General features: G+C 62.8%; 14 protein-coding genes. 4 read left to right on the top strand and 10 right to left on the bottom strand.

Going from position 1 to position 16,459, the window contains the following annotated elements; genetic code table 11:
- Window positions 1–221 precede the first annotated feature (221 nt).
- The 5 genes from BCY88_RS24010 to BCY88_RS23990 all read right to left on the bottom strand — a co-directional run bounded on the left by BCY88_RS24010 (window position 222) and on the right by BCY88_RS23990 (window position 5,387).
- Window positions 222–1,301, bottom strand: a complete 1,080-nt coding sequence (locus tag BCY88_RS24010) for a hypothetical protein (protein WP_120346658.1) — start codon at window positions 1,299–1,301, stop codon at window positions 222–224.
- Between the two features lie 38 nt (window positions 1,302–1,339).
- Window positions 1,340–2,365, bottom strand: coding sequence for an Ldh family oxidoreductase (locus BCY88_RS24005; RefSeq protein WP_120346657.1), 1,026 nt, complete (start codon window positions 2,363–2,365; stop codon window positions 1,340–1,342).
- Window positions 2,362–3,699 carry a C4-dicarboxylate transporter DctA gene (dctA, locus tag BCY88_RS24000; RefSeq protein WP_120346656.1) on the bottom strand — a complete coding sequence of 446 codons (1,338 nt, stop codon included), beginning with the start codon at window positions 3,697–3,699 and terminating at the stop codon, window positions 2,362–2,364. Before dctA ends, BCY88_RS24005 begins: the two co-directional genes overlap by 4 nt.
- Window positions 3,700–3,886: 187 nt before the next feature.
- Window positions 3,887–5,062 (bottom strand): UxaA family hydrolase, encoded by a 1,176-nt coding sequence (locus tag BCY88_RS23995; RefSeq protein ID WP_120346655.1) that lies wholly within the window; start codon window positions 5,060–5,062, stop codon window positions 3,887–3,889.
- A gap of 55 nt (window positions 5,063–5,117) precedes the next feature.
- The gene (locus BCY88_RS23990; RefSeq protein WP_120346707.1) at window positions 5,118–5,387 is read right to left on the bottom strand and encodes a UxaA family hydrolase; all 270 of its coding nucleotides are present in this window, start codon (window positions 5,385–5,387) and stop codon (window positions 5,118–5,120) included.
- Between the two features lie 296 nt (window positions 5,388–5,683).
- Here BCY88_RS23990 and BCY88_RS23985 point away from each other — a divergent pair, with 296 nt between their 5' ends.
- The 4 genes from BCY88_RS23985 (at window position 5,684) to BCY88_RS23970 (ending at window position 9,324) form a co-directional block, all read left to right on the top strand.
- On the top strand, window positions 5,684–6,442 hold the full coding sequence (locus BCY88_RS23985) for a GntR family transcriptional regulator (protein ID WP_120346654.1): 759 nt from the start codon (window positions 5,684–5,686) through the stop codon (window positions 6,440–6,442).
- 46 nt (window positions 6,443–6,488) lie between these two features.
- Window positions 6,489–7,394, top strand: coding sequence for a LysR family transcriptional regulator (locus BCY88_RS23980; RefSeq protein ID WP_120346653.1), 906 nt, complete (start codon window positions 6,489–6,491; stop codon window positions 7,392–7,394).
- A 111-nt stretch (window positions 7,395–7,505) separates the two neighbouring features.
- Window positions 7,506–8,183, top strand: coding sequence for an HAD family hydrolase (locus BCY88_RS23975; protein ID WP_120346652.1), 678 nt, complete (start codon window positions 7,506–7,508; stop codon window positions 8,181–8,183).
- Window positions 8,184–8,187: 4 nt separating this feature from the next.
- Complete coding sequence (locus tag BCY88_RS23970) at window positions 8,188–9,324, top strand: DSD1 family PLP-dependent enzyme (RefSeq protein ID WP_120346651.1); 1,137 nt, start codon at window positions 8,188–8,190, stop codon at window positions 9,322–9,324.
- A 58-nt stretch (window positions 9,325–9,382) separates the two neighbouring features.
- On the opposite strand, the gene BCY88_RS23965 is transcribed toward BCY88_RS23970, so the two are convergent.
- The 5 genes from BCY88_RS23965 to BCY88_RS23945 form a co-directional block, all read right to left on the bottom strand.
- Complete coding sequence (locus tag BCY88_RS23965; protein WP_147408550.1) at window positions 9,383–10,552, bottom strand: porin; 1,170 nt, start codon at window positions 10,550–10,552, stop codon at window positions 9,383–9,385.
- Between the two features lie 58 nt (window positions 10,553–10,610).
- On the bottom strand, window positions 10,611–11,690 hold the full coding sequence (locus tag BCY88_RS23960) for a formylglycine-generating enzyme family protein (RefSeq protein ID WP_120346649.1): 1,080 nt from the start codon (window positions 11,688–11,690) through the stop codon (window positions 10,611–10,613).
- 11 nt (window positions 11,691–11,701) lie between these two features.
- On the bottom strand, window positions 11,702–13,444 hold the full coding sequence (locus tag BCY88_RS23955) for an arylsulfatase (protein WP_120346648.1): 1,743 nt from the start codon (window positions 13,442–13,444) through the stop codon (window positions 11,702–11,704).
- A gap of 73 nt (window positions 13,445–13,517) precedes the next feature.
- Window positions 13,518–14,966: an APC family permease gene (locus BCY88_RS23950; protein ID WP_120346647.1), complete on the bottom strand. Its 1,449-nt coding sequence runs from the start codon at window positions 14,964–14,966 to the stop codon at window positions 13,518–13,520.
- A gap of 321 nt (window positions 14,967–15,287) precedes the next feature.
- Window positions 15,288–16,229, bottom strand: coding sequence for a helix-turn-helix domain-containing protein (locus BCY88_RS23945; RefSeq protein ID WP_120346646.1), 942 nt, complete (start codon window positions 16,227–16,229; stop codon window positions 15,288–15,290).
- Window positions 16,230–16,459: the final 230 nt, after the last annotated feature.

Raw genomic sequence — 16,459 nt, 5'->3', positions numbered from 1 at the left:
AAACTGTATCGACGGTGCCGGTCATATTCCCGATACAGCACAATAAAACCGCGCCTCACTGTATTGTTTTTTGCGCGGCAACTGTATTGGCAGGCGAAGTCAGAGAAGGATAGGAAACGGGCGCTATGCGGGTAGACACAGCCCCGTGCGGCGCGGCGCCGTCAGGTTGTGCGCCCGTACGCGACGATTCGCGTCGCCGTCGCCGCGTTCATATCGAACACTCAGCGCCATTGCTCGGTCAATTCGTTGGCCAGCACCATCTTCTCGCGAATGAGTTCGACGAGATCCGCGTCGGCGCCGCCTTGCGTCTTGAGGAACTTCAGCGCCGCGGAATGGACCGCCCGCATCGACCGGCCGTCGATCCCGGTCATGCGCGCCGCGCTGCGACGCGTTTCCTCGACCAGATCGCGCGCGTTGCTGAAATCGGGCGACAAGCCGCTCCGGGCCAGAAATCCGGCGCGCAGCCCGGCTGCGTAGTCGCGCGACTGCCCCAGGCGGTCGATGTCGATCATCAGATCGACGCCATCCGCCATCCGCAACGCGCAGAGAATCCATAGCGCGACAAACGCCCGATAGGCGTTGTTGCCCTCCGCCGTGCGTGCATACTGCTCGCACGCCATGGCGTAGGCATCATCCGAAGCCGGTGCAACGGGCGGCAGGCTCACGCCGCAGATCTCGATGGCCTGCCGGACCAGCGGCTCCGACTGATTCAGACCCAGCACGCGAAACGGTGCGGCCACAAAGAACGGATTGTTCCATTGCTGATTGAGCAGCCATCCCGAGGCAAACTGCGATGCGGGATTTCGCAGCACGGCGGCATGCATGACTTGCGGGAAGGCGCGCTTAAGCCACGGCAGCCGGCCCGACGAGCGGCAAAACTTGAAGACAGGTACGCTGCCTTGCTCGGCCGTGTATTCGCACAGTTGAGTCAAATAGGCCTGCAACGCGGAAAATTCAGCGTCGGGCGCAGGTGCGAAACGATCGGTGCCGAAGCGCTTCCTGTATCCGGCTACGCCGCGCGCGCCCTCCTGCAGAAACGGCCGGTACTCTTCGAAGTACGGCGCGGCGAGCGGAGGATGCCCGGAAGTCAGAGTAGGACGGGATGCCGAAACGTCGGCGAGGCTCAGATCGGCGAGCACATTGCTGAACGGCTCGTAGAATCCGGTCACGGAATCGAGCGCGCGCAGGCGCGACCAGATCCACGTTCCCGCGCTGCGCCAGCCCGTGTGCAGAAATATCCCCTGTTTCAGGGCACCGTGTTGCGGGTCTTCGGCTGGCTGGGAAGCTGGATCGTTCGGCATGCTGGTCAGACTGTCGGCTTCGTTACGGAAGCATCAGTTTACCCTGCGGCTGCGGCAAGCACCTCCAGTTGCGCAAGCAGCGCCGCCGGTATGCCAATGCCCTCACGCGCGGCGAGCGCGGCCACCTCGTCTCGCCGATAACCCGGCAGACGTACGCCGTCGTCCGCGAGCATCAGCTCGATCAACGTCTCGAGCCGCGCCTCGTAGATCGCGGTGCCCGCCAAGGCAGCCGGGTCGATGATCCAGAAGAGATGTCCGACGCGCGAACGCGCGCCCTCGGCGGTCAGAAACGATCCCGCTTCCGCGCCGAATTGCGCGCCCGATAGCGCTGCCGCCAACAGTTCGACCATCAGCGCAAGCATCGCGCCCTTGGCGCCGCCGAACGGCAGCATCATGCCGTCGAGCGCGGCCTGCGCATTGGTGGTCGGCTGGCCGTCCGCGGTCGTCGCCCAACCCTGCGGGATCGGCTTGCCGTCCCGCGCCGCCACCATGATCTTGCCGCGCGCTACCTGCGATAACGACAGGTCGATAGTGAGCGGCCGCCCCTTCGAACGAGGAAAGACCGCAGCAATCGGGTTCGTGCCGAAGAGCGGTTTCTTGCCGCCCCAGGCCGGCATCGACGCAGGCGCGTTGCTGAATGCGAGCCCGACGAGCCCGGCCGCGCCGATCGCTTCGAGGTGATACGCCCCCGCGCCAAAATGATGACTGCGCACGACGCTGGCCGCTGCCGTACCGAACTGCCGCGCACGTTCGATGCCGGTCGCAATGGCCAGCTCGCAGGCCGCGAACGCGAGGCCGTCGGCGGCATCGATCAGAAAGGCCGCGCCCTTGTCCCGTACGATGCCCGGCACAGCCGCCGGATCGACCCGGCCGTTGCGCAGTTGCGCGAGGTACATCGGCAGGCGCGCAACGCCGTGCGACGCGAGTCCGTGGGTGTCCGCGTAGACGAGCGCGCGTGCGGCAGCGTCGGCGGTCACAGGTGTTGCTCCCGCCCCGAGCAAGGCTGCGCGAGCCAGTTCGGTCAGTTTGCCCGCCTGAACGTATCGCAGGTCCGGATCGCTCATTTGTGACCCTCGCGTATTGCCTGACGCGAAGACAGCGGCATCATCCCGCCGTCCACTTCAGCCGTCGTTGCCTGCGGCTCCTTGTTACGCGGCGAGGCCAGTACCGCGCGCGCCGTCTCGACATCGAACACGCCTTCCCAGCGCGCGACGACTAACGTCGCCACCGCGTTACCTATCATGTTCACGATAGCGCGCACTTCGTTCAGCACGCGGTCGATGCCGATGATAAGCGTGATGCCCGCCACCGGAATGATGTTGTGCGTCGACAGTGTCGCCGTCAGCGCAACCAGCGCCGCTCCAGCAACGCCCGCCCCGCCCTTCGACGTCAGCATCAGGATCGCAAGCAGTCCGATCTGCTGCATCAGCGTGAGGTGCGTGTTGGTCGCCTGCGCGATGAAGAGCGAGGTCATCGTGAGGTAGATGGCGGCGCCATCCAGGTTGAAGGAATAGCCGGTCGGCAGCACGAGACCGACGACCGACTTCGGACAGCCGAGCCGCTCCAGTTTTTCCATCAGGCGCGGCAACACGGATTCGGTGGTCGAGGTGCCGAGCACGATCAGCAACTCTTCACGCAGGTATTTGAGGAGCGGCCACAGCCCCACGCCCGCCCAGCGGCAGGCCGTACCCAGCACGATCACGACAAACAGGATGCTCGTAATGTAGAAGCACAGGATCAGCAGGCCGAGCTGCTGGAGACTCGCGATGCCGTACTTGCCCACCGTGAATGCAATCGCACCGAAAGCGCCGAGCGGCGCGAGCCGCATGATCATCTCGACGATGCGCATCAACACGTCACCGAACTGCTCGATGCCGCGCTGAAGAATCCGGCTGCGCCCGGACATGATCGACAACGCGATCCCGAACAACACCGAAAAGAGCAGCACCTGCAACAGATCCCCGCGCGCGAACGCGCCGACGACCGAATTCGGCACGATCTGATCGAGGAAGCTCGTCTGCGCCTGCGTATGTGCCTCGCTGACAAAGCGCGTCACGCCGCTCGCATCGAGTGTTGCGGGGTCGATGTTCAGACCCGCGCCCGGATGCACGAGGTTCGCGATCACCAGGCCGATGACGAGCGCGATCGTCGTGACGACTTCGAAATAAAGGATTGTCTTGAAGCCCACGCGCCCGACCTGCTTCAGGTTCTCCATGCGCGCGATGCCAACCGACACCGTGCAGAAGATCAGGAGCGTGATCAGCATCTTGATCAGGCGGATAAAAGTGTCGCCGAGCGGCTTGAACTGAACGCCGAGCGACGGCGCGAAATGACCGACCAGAATGCCGGCCGCAAGTCCGATCAGGACCTGCACATAGAGATGCTTGAGCACGCGCAAGATGGTGTCTCCTCCACTCGCTGCTGCCAGAAGATAGACGGGCGCGCCGTAAGGCACGCACCGCTTCGTCGAGCGGTGTCGTGCCGGCGCGCACCGGACGGGGACTTCGTTCTCCCTGCTGCTATCGGTGACGCGGTGTTGCTTGGGTGCTTGCGGTTTATCAGGCCTATCAGGCCTACCAGACGTATCAGGCGCTTTCGAACAGCCGCGTCAGCACGAACTCACGATGGCCGAGCGTTTCCGCCGAGGTCCAGCGGCCGTTCGCCGTGGCGAGCATGCATTCGAGCAGGCGGTCGCCGGACTGGTCGAGGTTCTGCTCGCGTTGCAGGATGCCGGACACGTCCACGTCGATATGCTCACTCATCGTGCGCACGGTGCGTGGGTTCGCGCAAATCTTGATCACCGGCACGATCGCGTTGCCGATCACGTTGCCCTGCCCCGTGGGGAAAAAATGCACCGCGAAACCCGAGGCCGCGCACAGCGTGACCATCTCGGCCGCGGCGGACGACGAATCCATGAACCAGAGGCCCGGATGCGTCGGCGTTTCGGCCTTGTCGAGCACGCCGTCGACCATGCACTTCTTGCCGATCTTCTGGATGTTGCCAAGCGCCTTTTCCTCGATGGTCGTGAGGCCGCCCGCGATGTTGCCCTTGGTTGGCTGCGACTCGGAGAGGTCGTCGGTTTTCCAGCGATTGATCATGTCCTGGTAGCGATCGAACATCAACTGGAAGCGCTCGCGCACGCCGTCGTTCGCGCAGCGCGCAGCAACGATCTGCTCGCCGCCCGTCAACTCCGAGGTCTCGCCGAACACGAGCGTGGTGCCGAAGCCGTACAGTTTGTCGAACGCATTGCCGACAGTGGGGTTCGCGCCGCAACCGGAGGTGGTATCCGACTCGCCGCATTTGGTCGACACCCACAGGTCGCTCAGCGGACATTCCTCGCGCTCCAGCGAGGTCGCATATTGCACCATCTCCTTCGCTGCTTTCGACGCGCGCATGATCGTGTCGTGGTCGCCATGCAGTTCAATCCCGAAGCCCATGACCGGCTTGCCCGACGCCGCGATGCCATCGACCACGCGCTTGGTCCAGCCCTCCTCGATTCCGATCACGACGACCGCCGCGACATTCGGGTTGCTGCCTGCACCGATCAGCGTGCGAAAGTGCAGGTCGAGGTCCGCGCCGAACTGCAAGCGGCCATACGGATGCGGCAGCGCCATCGTGCCCTTGATGTTGTTCTCGACGGCCTGCGCGGCCGCGTTCGACAGATCGTCCACCGGCAGGATGATCACGTGATTGCGTATGCCCACGCGGCCGTTGCTGCGGCGATAGCCGCGGAAAGTCGTATCCAGTTCAATGACGCTCATAGTCTCTCTCTCGATATGGGGAAGCGAAATGTTTGCTGCTTAGGGAGCACGCCGCTTACCAGCGTTTCGTCTTGATGTTGTGCACATGGGCGTGCTCGCCCGCGCTAATCGGTGCGACCACCTTGCCGATATCGACGCCGTACTTGAACACGGTGTCGCCGACGGCCATGTCCTTGAGCGCCACCTTGTGGCCGATTGGAATGTCCTGCTTCGCGGCCACGGTCACGATCTCGTCCTCATCCATGATCCACGCGTTCAGTTGCGTTCCGGCCTGGATCCCTTCGACAACGGCCACGCCCACCGTGTCTCTCGCCTCGTGCAGCACGATATGGATCGTCTTGCGTTCGCCCGTTTCAGCCGCCGCGCTCGCGGCGCCTTTCTGTTCTGCTGCTGCGTAACTCATCTGCGTCTCCTGGTTGACTGGTTAGCTGGTTGACTGGTTGAGTTCAATAAGTGGCCAGTGCATGCCGCGCGGCGAATCGCATGTCGCCGCTGCGTTGTGTCGAAGTCATCCTAGGCGTCAAATTCATCCATGTCAACTAGATCATCTATATGTGTTACATGAGTCATGTTATGCCGTAAAATTGCGTCAACGCGTTTCACAAGAATTCAGGGAGAACCATGAGCACCATGACGGAAACGCCAGCCGCCGTCGGCGGTACGCGGTACAAGGAAGTGAAGAGCGCGCTGCTGGCGGCGCTCGCTGCGCACGAATGGAAGGGTGGCGAGGCGATTCCGGCGGAAAAACGTCTCGCGGAACGCTTTGGCGTCTCGATCGGCACACTGCGCAAGGCCATCGACGAACTGTGCGCCGAGAACATACTCATCCGGCACCAGGGCCTCGGCACGTTCGTCGCGATGCATCAGCGCGACCGGCATTTCTTCCGCTTCTTTCGCATCGTGCGCAACGATGGTGACAAGACCTATCCCACGGTAAGCCTCGTCAACTTCCGTAAAGCGAAGGCGACCCAGCAGGTCGCGGCCCGGCTGCGAATCAGCGAGGGCGCGCCGGTCTTTCAGTTCACCAATCAGCTCGCGCTGCACGGCGTGGTCGTGATCGTCGAGAACATCGTGGTGCCGCAGGCGCGCTTCCCTGATCTCACGGAAGCCGCCCTGCGCAATCGCCCCAACACGCTTTACAACTTCTATCAGGACGCGTTCGGCATCAACGTGGTGAGCACGGACGAGCGGGTGCGCGTCGGACAGGCAAGCGAGCTTGAGAGCGGCCTGCTCGAACTCGCCTCTGGCGCGCCCGTGCTGGAAGTCGAGCGGATCGCGTATTCCTACAATGAACAGCCGGTCGAGTACCGGCTTACTCACGTGAACACGCAGGAATACGACTATGTATCGAGTTATGCGCGCCCCTCGAGCGGCACATAAGCATTGGTCACGTTGAGAAAGCGACCGGGCCACTAAAATTTCCACCATGAACGACTCGGCCGATATCCGCTTCCTGCTGACCATCCGCGAAAGCGGCAGCCTGATCGCCGCCGCGCGAAAACTGGGGCTGTCGCCCTCGGCGGTAACCCAGCGCCTGCAGCAACTGGAAAAGAAACTGGGCGCACAGCTGGTGAATCGCACGGCACGCCGTCTGCAGTTCACGGAAGAAGGCGCGCTGCTGTGCGAACGCGGCGCCGAGCTGGTCCAGCAGTTCGATTCGCTGTTCGAAGACTTTCAGACCCATCGGGGCGGGCTGATCGGCACGCTGAAGATCAATGCGCCGCTGGGATTCGGGCGGCGCCACCTGGCGAGCGTCATCGCCGAGTTCCAGCAGGAGAATCCGGATATCGACGTGGCGCTCACGCTGTCCGATCAGCCATTGACCGAGACGACAGACCGCTTCGATATCGTCGTGCATATCGGTGAATTGCCGGTATCGAATCGGGTCGGCTACGCGATTGCGCCGAATGCACGCTTCGTATGCGCCGCGCCGGCGCTAGTCAAGCGCATGGGTCACCCGGAGTCGCCGGAAGAACTGGGCAAACTGCCGTGCATCGTGCTGCGCGAGAACAACGAGGACGTCTCGCTATGGCAGTTCAGCAAGGGCCGCACGCGAAGCAGCGTGCGCGTGTCCCCGCATTTGAGCTGCAACGACGGCGATGTGATCCGCCAATGGGCTTGCGAAGGCCGCGGCGTGATCCTACGCTCTGAATGGGACGTGGCCGACGACATCGCCCAGGGACGACTCGTGCGCCTGCTGCCAGGCTGGAAGGCGCCGGACGCGAACGTGATCGCGCTCACGCATCAGCGGGCCGGCTTGCCGGCTCGTACGCGGCATTTCATGCAGTATTTGCAGGGCAGATTCCGGCCGTTGCCGCCATGGAGAAGATAGCCGTCGAATTGCGGCAAATTCATTCTGACTGAATTTGACAGTTAGCCTGACTGAACGCCACGCGAACGGCGAAACTTTATAATCGGCTCACCGCCCCTCGCCGGTTAAATCATGAACTCACTCTCGCCCTCCATCGCTTATCCCAAGGCGGTTCTCTTCGACCTCCTGACCGCCCTGCTCGATTCGTGGACGTCATGGAATCACGCCGCGGGCTCAGAATCAGCAGGCCGTGCGTGGCGTGCCGCCTATTTGCGCCGCACCTACGGTTGCGGCCAATACATTGCGTATGAAAAACTGGTGCGCGAAGCGGCCGCCGAAGTTGGGTTGCCGGAATCCGCGGCGCTCGCGCTCGAAGCCAACTGGCTGAAGCTCACGCCCTGGAGCGGTACGCTCGACGCATTGCAGGCGCTGCGCCCGCATTGCAAACTGGCGATCGTCACCAACTGTTCCATTCATCTCGGCACCCAGGCTGCCGGGCTTTTCCCCATCCACTGGGACGCAATCGTCACTGCGGAAGAAGCAGGCATGTACAAGCCGGATCCGCTGCCTTACCGGCTCGCGCTCGGCAAACTCGGCGTCGGCGCCCATGAAGCCGCGTTCGTGGCCGGCTCCAGCTACGACATGTTCGGCACGGCCGCGCTCGGCTTGCGCACCTACTGGCACAACCGCGTGAGCCTGCCGCTGGTGGAGGGAGCGCAGCCGCCCGAGGTGGAGTCGCCAACGCTCGATGCACTGGTGCCCTGGCTCAGCCGGTTCGGGTCAGTCCCAAGCCACCCGATTTCCCGGTGAAAGCATGAAATTCGACCATATCGACACCCCCGCCGCGCTGATCGACATCCCCCGGATGCAGAAGAACATCGCGCGGATGCAGGCTCACATGAACACACTGGGCGTTGCCTTCCGCCCGCACGTCAAGACCACCAAATGCATCGACGTGGTCCGTGCGCAGATCGCCGCCGGCGCACGCGGCATTACGGTTTCGACCTTGAAAGAGGCCGAGGCTTTCTTCGCGGCCGGCGTGACCGATATTCTTTACGCGGTCAGCATCGCCCCGTCCAAGCTGCCGCGGGCACTAGCGCTGCGCCGCCAAGGTTGCGATCTGAAACTGGTGGTGGACAATTCAACCGCTGCCGCAGCCATTGCCGCATTTTCAGACCAGCACGGTGAGCGCTTCGAGGTGTGGATCGAGGTGGACACGGACGGCCACCGCTCCGGCATCACGCCGGAACAGGACACGCTGCTCGAAGTTGGCAGGATCCTGCATGAGAACGGGGTCACCGTTGGCGGCGTGATGACCCACGCGGGTTCCAGCTACGAGCTTCATACGCCGGCGGCACTCGCCGCGTTGGCGGAACAGGAACGCGCCGGCTGCGTGCGCGCGGCACAACGGCTGCGCGACGCGGGCATTGCATGCCCGGCCGTCAGTGTCGGTTCGACACCCACCGCCCTCGCCGCCGAGCAGCTGGATGGCGTGACCGAAGTGCGCGCAGGCGTCTACGTTTTCTTCGATCTGGTGATGTACAACGTCGGTGTGTGCGCGCTTGAAGATATCGCGCTCAGCGTGCTCGCCACCGTGATCGGGCATCAGCCGGATAAGGGCTGGGCGATTCTCGACGCGGGCTGGATGGCAATGAGCCGCGATCGCGGCACCTCGAAGCAGCCGCACGACTTCGGCTACGGCCAGCCTTGTCTTCTGAACGGAACCCCGCTTGCCGGCTATGTGGTGAGCGGCGCCAATCAGGAACATGGGATTCTGTCGTCATCGGAAGATGGCGTACAGGTCGACGACATCGCGGAGCGCTTCCCGATCGGGATGAAACTGCGCATCCTGCCCAATCACGCCTGTGCGACCGGTGCGCAATTCCCCGAGTATCACGCCGTTTCGGCGGACGGCGACAGCACCGAGTGGCGCCGTTTCCAGGGCTGGTGAGGATTACGTAGAACACCGGCACGGCGTGCAGGAACGCCGCCGCGCCGGGCGCATCCTTTTAGAACAGATGCTGGATGCCTGACGTCACCACCAGCTGCCGACGCGTACTCGAGGGCGACACGCCATAAATCTGCGCTACTGCATGACGCCCCTGCTGTGCAACGCCGATCAGATAGAGCGTGGTGCGCCTCGATATCGCGTACTCGGTGCCCAGGTTGATCTGATCCCAGCCTGGCTCTGCATCGCCCGTGCCGCTGCCTGAGTAGCGCCCATTGGTGCGAATGTAGGCCACGCCGGTTTGCCAGGACGGCGTAATCTGCCACGTCAGGTTCGCCTCATAGTTATCGAGCGTCAACGCGGTGGCATCCAGATAACGGTACTGCGTTTTCGAGTACATGCCGCCCAATGTGAGCGCGCCGAAGAACTGATACGAAGCCCCGGCGAGCCAGATACGCTGCCGTTCTACCCCTGCCGTGCTGGCAATGCTGCTGGAAAACGTATTCTCATAGTCGTCGTACACGCCGGCACCCGGTGCGCCGAGGGCGCCGGCGGGTTGCGCGTCGGGCCTGTCCGCCTGCAGAAAACCAAGGCCGGCAGCAAACGATCCATGTGTATAAGCCGCGCCGGCGCTCATCAGGCGATTATTCGCGAAGCCCGACGACGTGTCCGAGCCTGCTGCCTGATTGCTGAAACCATAGGTCGCCCCGAAGCTCAGCCCGGCGAACTGCGGACTCGCATATTTGACGGCGTTGCTAACCTTGAAGCTCGCATTGGTGTTGTCCGCATCGCCGACATGGGCGCCGATATAACCCGCCCATGTTTCGTTGGTCGCGAATCCCGAGACCGTGTCGATCGTCGTGTCCCACTGCCGGCCCACCGTCACCGTGCCGAAGCGATCGTCGGCGAGACCCACGTAGGCGACGTTGAATGCGCGACCGGTGCCGTGCCCGTTCTGAATATTGAACGGGCTCATCAAACGGAAAATCGCGTGCGATCCGCCACCCAGGTCTTCATTGCCGGTCATGATCCAGCGCGATGCCGTCAACTGTCCGCTCGTCGTCGACCAGTCGGCATGCCCGCCGCTATTGTTCGCGTACAGGATGCCCGCATCGATAATGCCGCTCAAGGTCACACGGCTCTGCGCATGAGCGGCGAACGGCACGCCGAACAGCCAGGCGCAGGATGCGGCGACGAGCGTCATCCTCACGGCCTTTTCTCGTGATTTCAAAAGTACTCTCCCAATCCGGATGATTATTGTTTTGCGCACGGCGTGAAAGCCGGCGCGTCTACGACCCAGGCAGTCTCAGCACCGTACGAAAACCGATGTGATTGGTGCCCATCGTCACGTCCTGCGCATGGCGCGCGCTCGGCCGGTAGCGTTTGCAATAGATCGGTGAACAGAGAAACGAGCCGCCTTTGATGGTGCCAAGCTCAGTGCTGCGCGCCTTCGCCACCAGCGCGTCTTCGAGATCGACGTTCGGGTTCGGCGGCGGCTCGCTCGCCTGTTGCGCGTGGTTCTGCTGCCACGGGTCCTTCACCCACTGCCAGACGTTGCCGACCATGTCATATAGCCCGTAACCGTTGGCCGGAAAGCAGCCGACCGGCGAAGTCGACACGAAGCCGTCTTTCGCGGTGTTCTGAAACGGAAAGGCGCCCTGCCAGGTGTTGGCCATCATCTTCGAGCGGATCGCGAAGGTGTCGCCCCACGGATAGGTGGTCGAGGTGCCGCCATGCGCCGCGTACTCGTACTCGGCTTCGGTCGGCAGATCGCGGCCACGCCATTTCGCGTAGGCGAGCGCATCTTCATAGGCGATATGCACGACCGGATGATTGCCGAGCCCGTCGATCGAACTGCCAGGCCCGGTGGGGTGACGCCAGTCGGCGCCGGGCACGAAATGCCACCACTGCATCGCGCCGACCAGCAAGTCCTTCGGCGGCAAAAAGACCGTCGAGCCGGGCCGCGTCATCTCCGCAGGCAACGACGGATAGCGTTTCGGATCGAGTCCGCGTTCGGCGAGCGTCTTGTAACCGGTCGCGGCAACGAAGCGGGCAAACTCCGCATTCGTCACGTCGTAGCGATCGATCATGAAGCTGCCCACTTTGACCGGCCGAGCCGGCGCTTCTTCCGGATAGCCGCCGTCTGAACCCATCACGAAGCTGCCGGCCGGCACACGGACCTGATCGTTCTCCGACGCTGCCGGCGGCACGCCGTTGAACGCCTTGCACGCCTGCAGGCTGCCAAGCGGCGGCACCGCTTGCGGTGCGGTACCGGCTGCCACCGTGACGGCCGGCGCCGCCTGGGTCAGCACGGCACACGCAAGCGCGGCGCCATACCGCACAATCGAGTTCCGGATGTGCCTGCTCATGCCCTCGCTCCTCAGTAGTCCATGCGCGGGTACGACGTATCGCGCCACGTCTCGACGACGTTGTTCTGCTGCACGTATTGCGCCCACTCGGTCAGCATCTGTTCGAGTATCTCGGGGCGCTTCGCGGAAAGATCGTGCAGTTCGGCGCGGTCATGCGCGAGGTCGTATAGTTGCCAGTGGCCCTTACCGTTGTCGTAGGAATAGACCAGCTTCCAGTTGCCCTTGCGCAGCGCGTTACGCCCCATCAACTCCATGCCGTACACGTAGTCCTCCACGTGCACGCGTTTGCGCTCGCCGGTCAGATACGGTTTCATCGACATACCCTGCATCGGCAGCACAGTGTGGCCGTGGAATTCGATGCCCGGTTGCTGGATATCGGCGAAGTCGAGAATGGTCGGCGTCAGATCCTTGACCGTGAGCACCTGTTCGCTCTTGCCCGCCTGAATATGTCCGGGGAACGAAATAAAAGCCGGCGAACGGATTCCGCCTTCATTGGTGTACGCCTTGAAGAGCCGGAACGGTTGTGCGCTCACCTGCCCCCACGCCGGTCCCTCGAACACGAACGAGTTGGCGCGGCCGATGTTGTCGAGCGAGTTGTCGAAGGTTTGCGCGATCCACTTGTCGTTGCCGGCGTCCTCGTCCCATTTGTTGCCTTCCGGACCGTTGTCCGAGAGGAACACGATCAGCGTGTTGTCGTACTGGCCGCTCGCTTTCAGGTAGTCGATCAGGCGGCCGACGTTACGGTCGAGATCGGCCACCAGCGCCGCGTAGGCTTCCATCGTACGGGCTGAACGTGCCTTCTCGTCGGCGCTCAAGGCGCTCCACGGCTTCGTGCCTTCGGGCAGCGGCGCGGGCTTCGCATCGTTCGGAACGAGACCGAGGCGCTTCATCTTGTCGATCCGGCGCTGGGCGATCACGTCATAGCCAACGTCGTAATGGCCGCGCACTTTCTGCAATTCGTCGTCTGGGGCTTGCAGCGGCAAATGCGCCGCCGTATAGGCCGCATACGCAAAGAACGGCTTGCCGCCGCGCTGCGAATCCTGCAGGTAGGCAATCAGTTTGTCGGTATAGGTTCGCGATGAATAGAAGTCGGCAGGCAGTTCGACCTTCTTGCCGTTCTCGCGATAAGTCGGTTCCGGCGCATCCGATGTGATCGCCATCACCTTCTGCCTGAAATGCGACGCGCCGCCGTTAATCAACGTATAGGAGCGATCGAAGCCACGCTGGTCAGGGCGCATGCCGTCGCTGCCGCCCAGGTGCCATTTGCCGGCCATCACGGTCCAGTAGCCGGCGTCTTTCATGATTTCCGGCAATGCCGCTACCCGCTGATTCAAGCCACCTTCGTAGCCGGGGTGGTTGACCTCTTCGGGTGTCAGATGCGGCGTAATCATCTCCGCCATGTTGCCCACGCCGGCCAGGTGATTGTCCATGCCGGAGAGCAGCATCGAACGGGTTGGCGAACAGGTCGGCGCGACATACATCGTGTCGAGCAGGCGGCCGCGCGCGACCAGCGCATCGAGATTCGGTGTGGCGATCTCGCTGCCGAATGCGCCGAGGTCCGAGCGCCCGACGTCGTCGGCCACGATCAGCAGCACATTGGGACGCGCGCCGGGTTTGGCGGCCGGTGCTGCGGGTGAGGACGCAGATACCGCCGCGTTTGCCGCGTCTGCGGCATTCGCCGCCTGCGCGAGCGGCATCGCGACTGTACACACGCCGCCTACAAAGGTTGCGGCAAGGATGGTACGAAAACTCATTTGATCTCCATTTCCACGATGTTTTCCTGACCTCGAATCAAGTCTCGTCGTCGCGAGGTCTTAACGAAGCGCTTTACAACCTTGAGCGCCCTAGCCGCTCGAACGCGCCACGGTCGCGTTGCCTGAGTTTCTTCGCCGCAAGTACGCCAAGCACCGCAAAAATCGGCAGTAACGCGGTCAACGCGTACGACACACCGGCGCCCGCACCGGTCAGCAGCGGAAAATTCACGATTGCGAGCACCAGTACGACCGCCAGCGCGAGCCCGGACAGCACCGGCAACACCGCCACGCGCATCACGCCCGCGTCGTCATGGTCGATACGTTTGAAGAACACGAACACGGCGGCGGAAGAAAGCGCCATCAACGCGATAATGCAAAGGGTCGCCACATTCGTGAGCCAGGAGAACAGTGTCAACACCGGATCGGCATGCGCGACGATGAACACCAGCACCACGAGCGCCGCCACCGCCGTTTGCACAAGCGAGCCGATATGCGGACTGCAATGCACACGATGCGTGCGGCCAAGCGCTTGCGGCAACAAACCCTCGCGGCCGGTTGCGAAGAAGTAGCGCGACGCCGAGTTGTGAAACGCCAGCAGGCCTGCGTACACGCTCGTGATGAACAGCACGCTCATCGCCGCGGTCAGCGTCTTGTTGGCGTAGTGATCGGAGAGCGTGTAGAGGAACGTGGTCGGATCGCTCAACGCGGTGAGCGTCTTGACGATCTTGTCGCTGCCCGCGCCAATCACCATGCACCACGCGGAGAATGCATAGAACACGCCGATCAGCAGCACTGAAATATAAGTCGCGAGAGGCACCGTGCGTTGCGGGTCTTTCGCCTCTTCGCTATAGATCGTCGTTGCCTCGAAACCGATGAAGCTGGCGAAGCAGAACAGAAAACCGATCGCGGGCGTGCCGCTCATGATGGTGTGCGGCGTGAACGAGGCCGCGTTGATGCCGCTATCGCCGCCGCTCTTCAGAATGGCCAGATCGAGGATCAGCACAACGATATATTCGCCGAACACCAGCAGCGAAAGCACCTTCGCCGACAGATCGATTTGCCGGTAGCCGAACACGCCGATGCTCGCCATCGCAGCGAGCGAGCAGATCCACCACGGCGTATTGAGGTTGAAGTGGGTGTGCAGGAAGTCCGAGACCACGGCGCCGAACATGCCATACAGGCCGATCTGCATCGTGTTGTAGCCGAGCAGCGCGATCAATGCCGCCGCGCCGCCCGCGGTGCCGCCGAGACCCCGGGCCGTGAATGCATAAAAGCCGCCAGCGTTGGTCACGTGCCGCGACATGGCCGTATAGCCGGCGGAAAACATCAGCAGAATCACTACGGTGGCGATCAGCAAGGCCGGCGTGCCCGCGCCGTTGCCGAGCATGATGCCGATCGGAAAACCTCCTGCGATCGCGACCAGCGGTCCGGCCGCCGAAATCACGAAGAAGATGATGAAGCCCAGTCCCAACGCCCCCTTGCGCAGCTCGGTAGACGGTGACGGTTCAGCAACGATGCTCATAGTTTCGGCTCCTGGATTTTTCTTCGTCCGCGTCACGACGAAATCAGACGCAGCGCAAGTGTTGACGCACTGTAGAAAACCAAAAATGCCGAGCGGGAGCACAAATCGGCAACGCAGCACGAATCTGGGTTTACGCCTATGCGGCGTCGCTCATGCTCCGAACCAGGGACGTGAAAGATCGGGCGGCACGCGTGCAGGCACGCCCGCAAGCGGGAACCGTTCATGGGTGAAAATCAGGCAGAAAATCGAACCGGGAGCCTGGGCCTGCAGGCGCCCCCGCCCGCGCGGCCGAAGCAACGTGCGTTGGGCGCGCGTTGGGCCTTAGCTCAGGCGCTGTGTCTGCGACGGCAATTCGCCGAACAGGTCACGATACTCACGGGCAAAATAGCCGAGATGCGTGAAGCCCCAGCGGCAAGCGGCATCGCCGATCAGAAGTTCTTCCGCACTCGTCATACGCAGCAGCCGATGCACGGCATTGAGCCGGATCGAACGCAGGTATTCGACAGGTGTCACGTTGGCCACGCGCTGGAAACTGGTTTGCAAGGTTCTACGACTGCAGCGCAGTGCGCGGCACAGATCGAGCACGGTAATGGGTTGCTCGGCGTTGTCTTGCAGAATGCGTTCGCAGCGCCGCACGATGTCGCTATACGTGGTGTGCGTGAGATCGCGCGGCGGCGCCTGCGACGCGCTTTCGATCAGGCCGAGCAGGACGCTGATCATTTCGTCGCGGAACACCTTGGTTGCGGCGGGATGTGCAAACGCGGCGGCGTTGCGCTCCGCGGCGTCGAGAAACGGTGCGAGCCGCTCGCGCAGCATGACGCCCTGTTCATCGGAAAGCGCCAGCACACCGCCTTTCACCTGACGGCTGGCGTGCTCGCCCACCATCACGCCCAGCAGTTCGTCCATCATGTCGGCGCAGACGCTGATGCCGGCATAGTGCATCGACTCCGGCGTGTAGAAACGAAATTCCTCGCCCGCGCCGAGCAGCAGCAGCGCGTAACCCTCCACGCGCCGCCCCTGAAACGTACCGACGAGCGGTGCGTAAAGCGGCACGGCGATCGAAGCCAGACCGGCCGGCGAGACGCCATGCTGCGCCACACGGCGATTGGTGGTTTCGCGAAAGAAATGAAAGTCGTTCGAACTCGCCTGCACGAGCGTGCTCTGGAAGCGGCCCGGCGTCATCTGACGATAGACCTGCTCCCAGCCGCTCACGGCCAGCGAATGATCGTGCACGTCAGCAAGCGTGCTGACCCGGAAGTCCATGTCCCCTCCCGCCTACTCTGAACAGGCTACATTCATGCGATGACGGCCCGGCCTGTCATAGCGGGCGCCAACCTGGATGCAGGCGAACACCGCGGCGCGCGGTGTTCCTTTCTGCAAATGAAGAAGCAATGTTATGCCAGGTTGGCGGATGCGGTTCGATTCAGACAAACCGCGGCATTTCCGCGGATTCGATTTCACCGCGCGCTGCCCCAACCCGGAATGCACCTGTG

This window comes from Paraburkholderia fungorum (assembly GCF_003610895.1).
Classification (GTDB): domain Bacteria; phylum Pseudomonadota; class Gammaproteobacteria; order Burkholderiales; family Burkholderiaceae; genus Paraburkholderia; species Paraburkholderia fungorum_B.
Note: the sequence above shows the minus strand (reverse complement) of the source record. Positions and strands in the feature narration are given on the sequence as shown.

Coding starts and splice junctions, on each gene's coding strand:
- BCY88_RS24005 (WP_120346657.1), bottom strand. CDS start 2,365: ATGAGCGATCCGGACCTGCGATACGTTCAGGCGGGCAAACTGACCGAA.
- BCY88_RS23980 (WP_120346653.1), top strand. CDS start 6,489: ATGAACGACTCGGCCGATATCCGCTTCCTGCTGACCATCCGCGAAAGC.
- BCY88_RS23955 (WP_120346648.1), bottom strand. CDS start 13,444: ATGAGTTTTCGTACCATCCTTGCCGCAACCTTTGTAGGCGGCGTGTGT.
- BCY88_RS24010 (WP_120346658.1), bottom strand. CDS start 1,301: ATGCCGAACGATCCAGCTTCCCAGCCAGCCGAAGACCCGCAACACGGT.
- BCY88_RS23985 (WP_120346654.1), top strand. CDS start 5,684: ATGAGCACCATGACGGAAACGCCAGCCGCCGTCGGCGGTACGCGGTAC.
- BCY88_RS23960 (WP_120346649.1), bottom strand. CDS start 11,690: ATGAGCAGGCACATCCGGAACTCGATTGTGCGGTATGGCGCCGCGCTT.
- BCY88_RS23945 (WP_120346646.1), bottom strand. CDS start 16,229: ATGGACTTCCGGGTCAGCACGCTTGCTGACGTGCACGATCATTCGCTG.
- BCY88_RS23950 (WP_120346647.1), bottom strand. CDS start 14,966: ATGAGCATCGTTGCTGAACCGTCACCGTCTACCGAGCTGCGCAAGGGG.
- BCY88_RS23975 (WP_120346652.1), top strand. CDS start 7,506: ATGAACTCACTCTCGCCCTCCATCGCTTATCCCAAGGCGGTTCTCTTC.
- BCY88_RS23970 (WP_120346651.1), top strand. CDS start 8,188: ATGAAATTCGACCATATCGACACCCCCGCCGCGCTGATCGACATCCCC.
- BCY88_RS23995 (WP_120346655.1), bottom strand. CDS start 5,062: ATGAGCGTCATTGAACTGGATACGACTTTCCGCGGCTATCGCCGCAGC.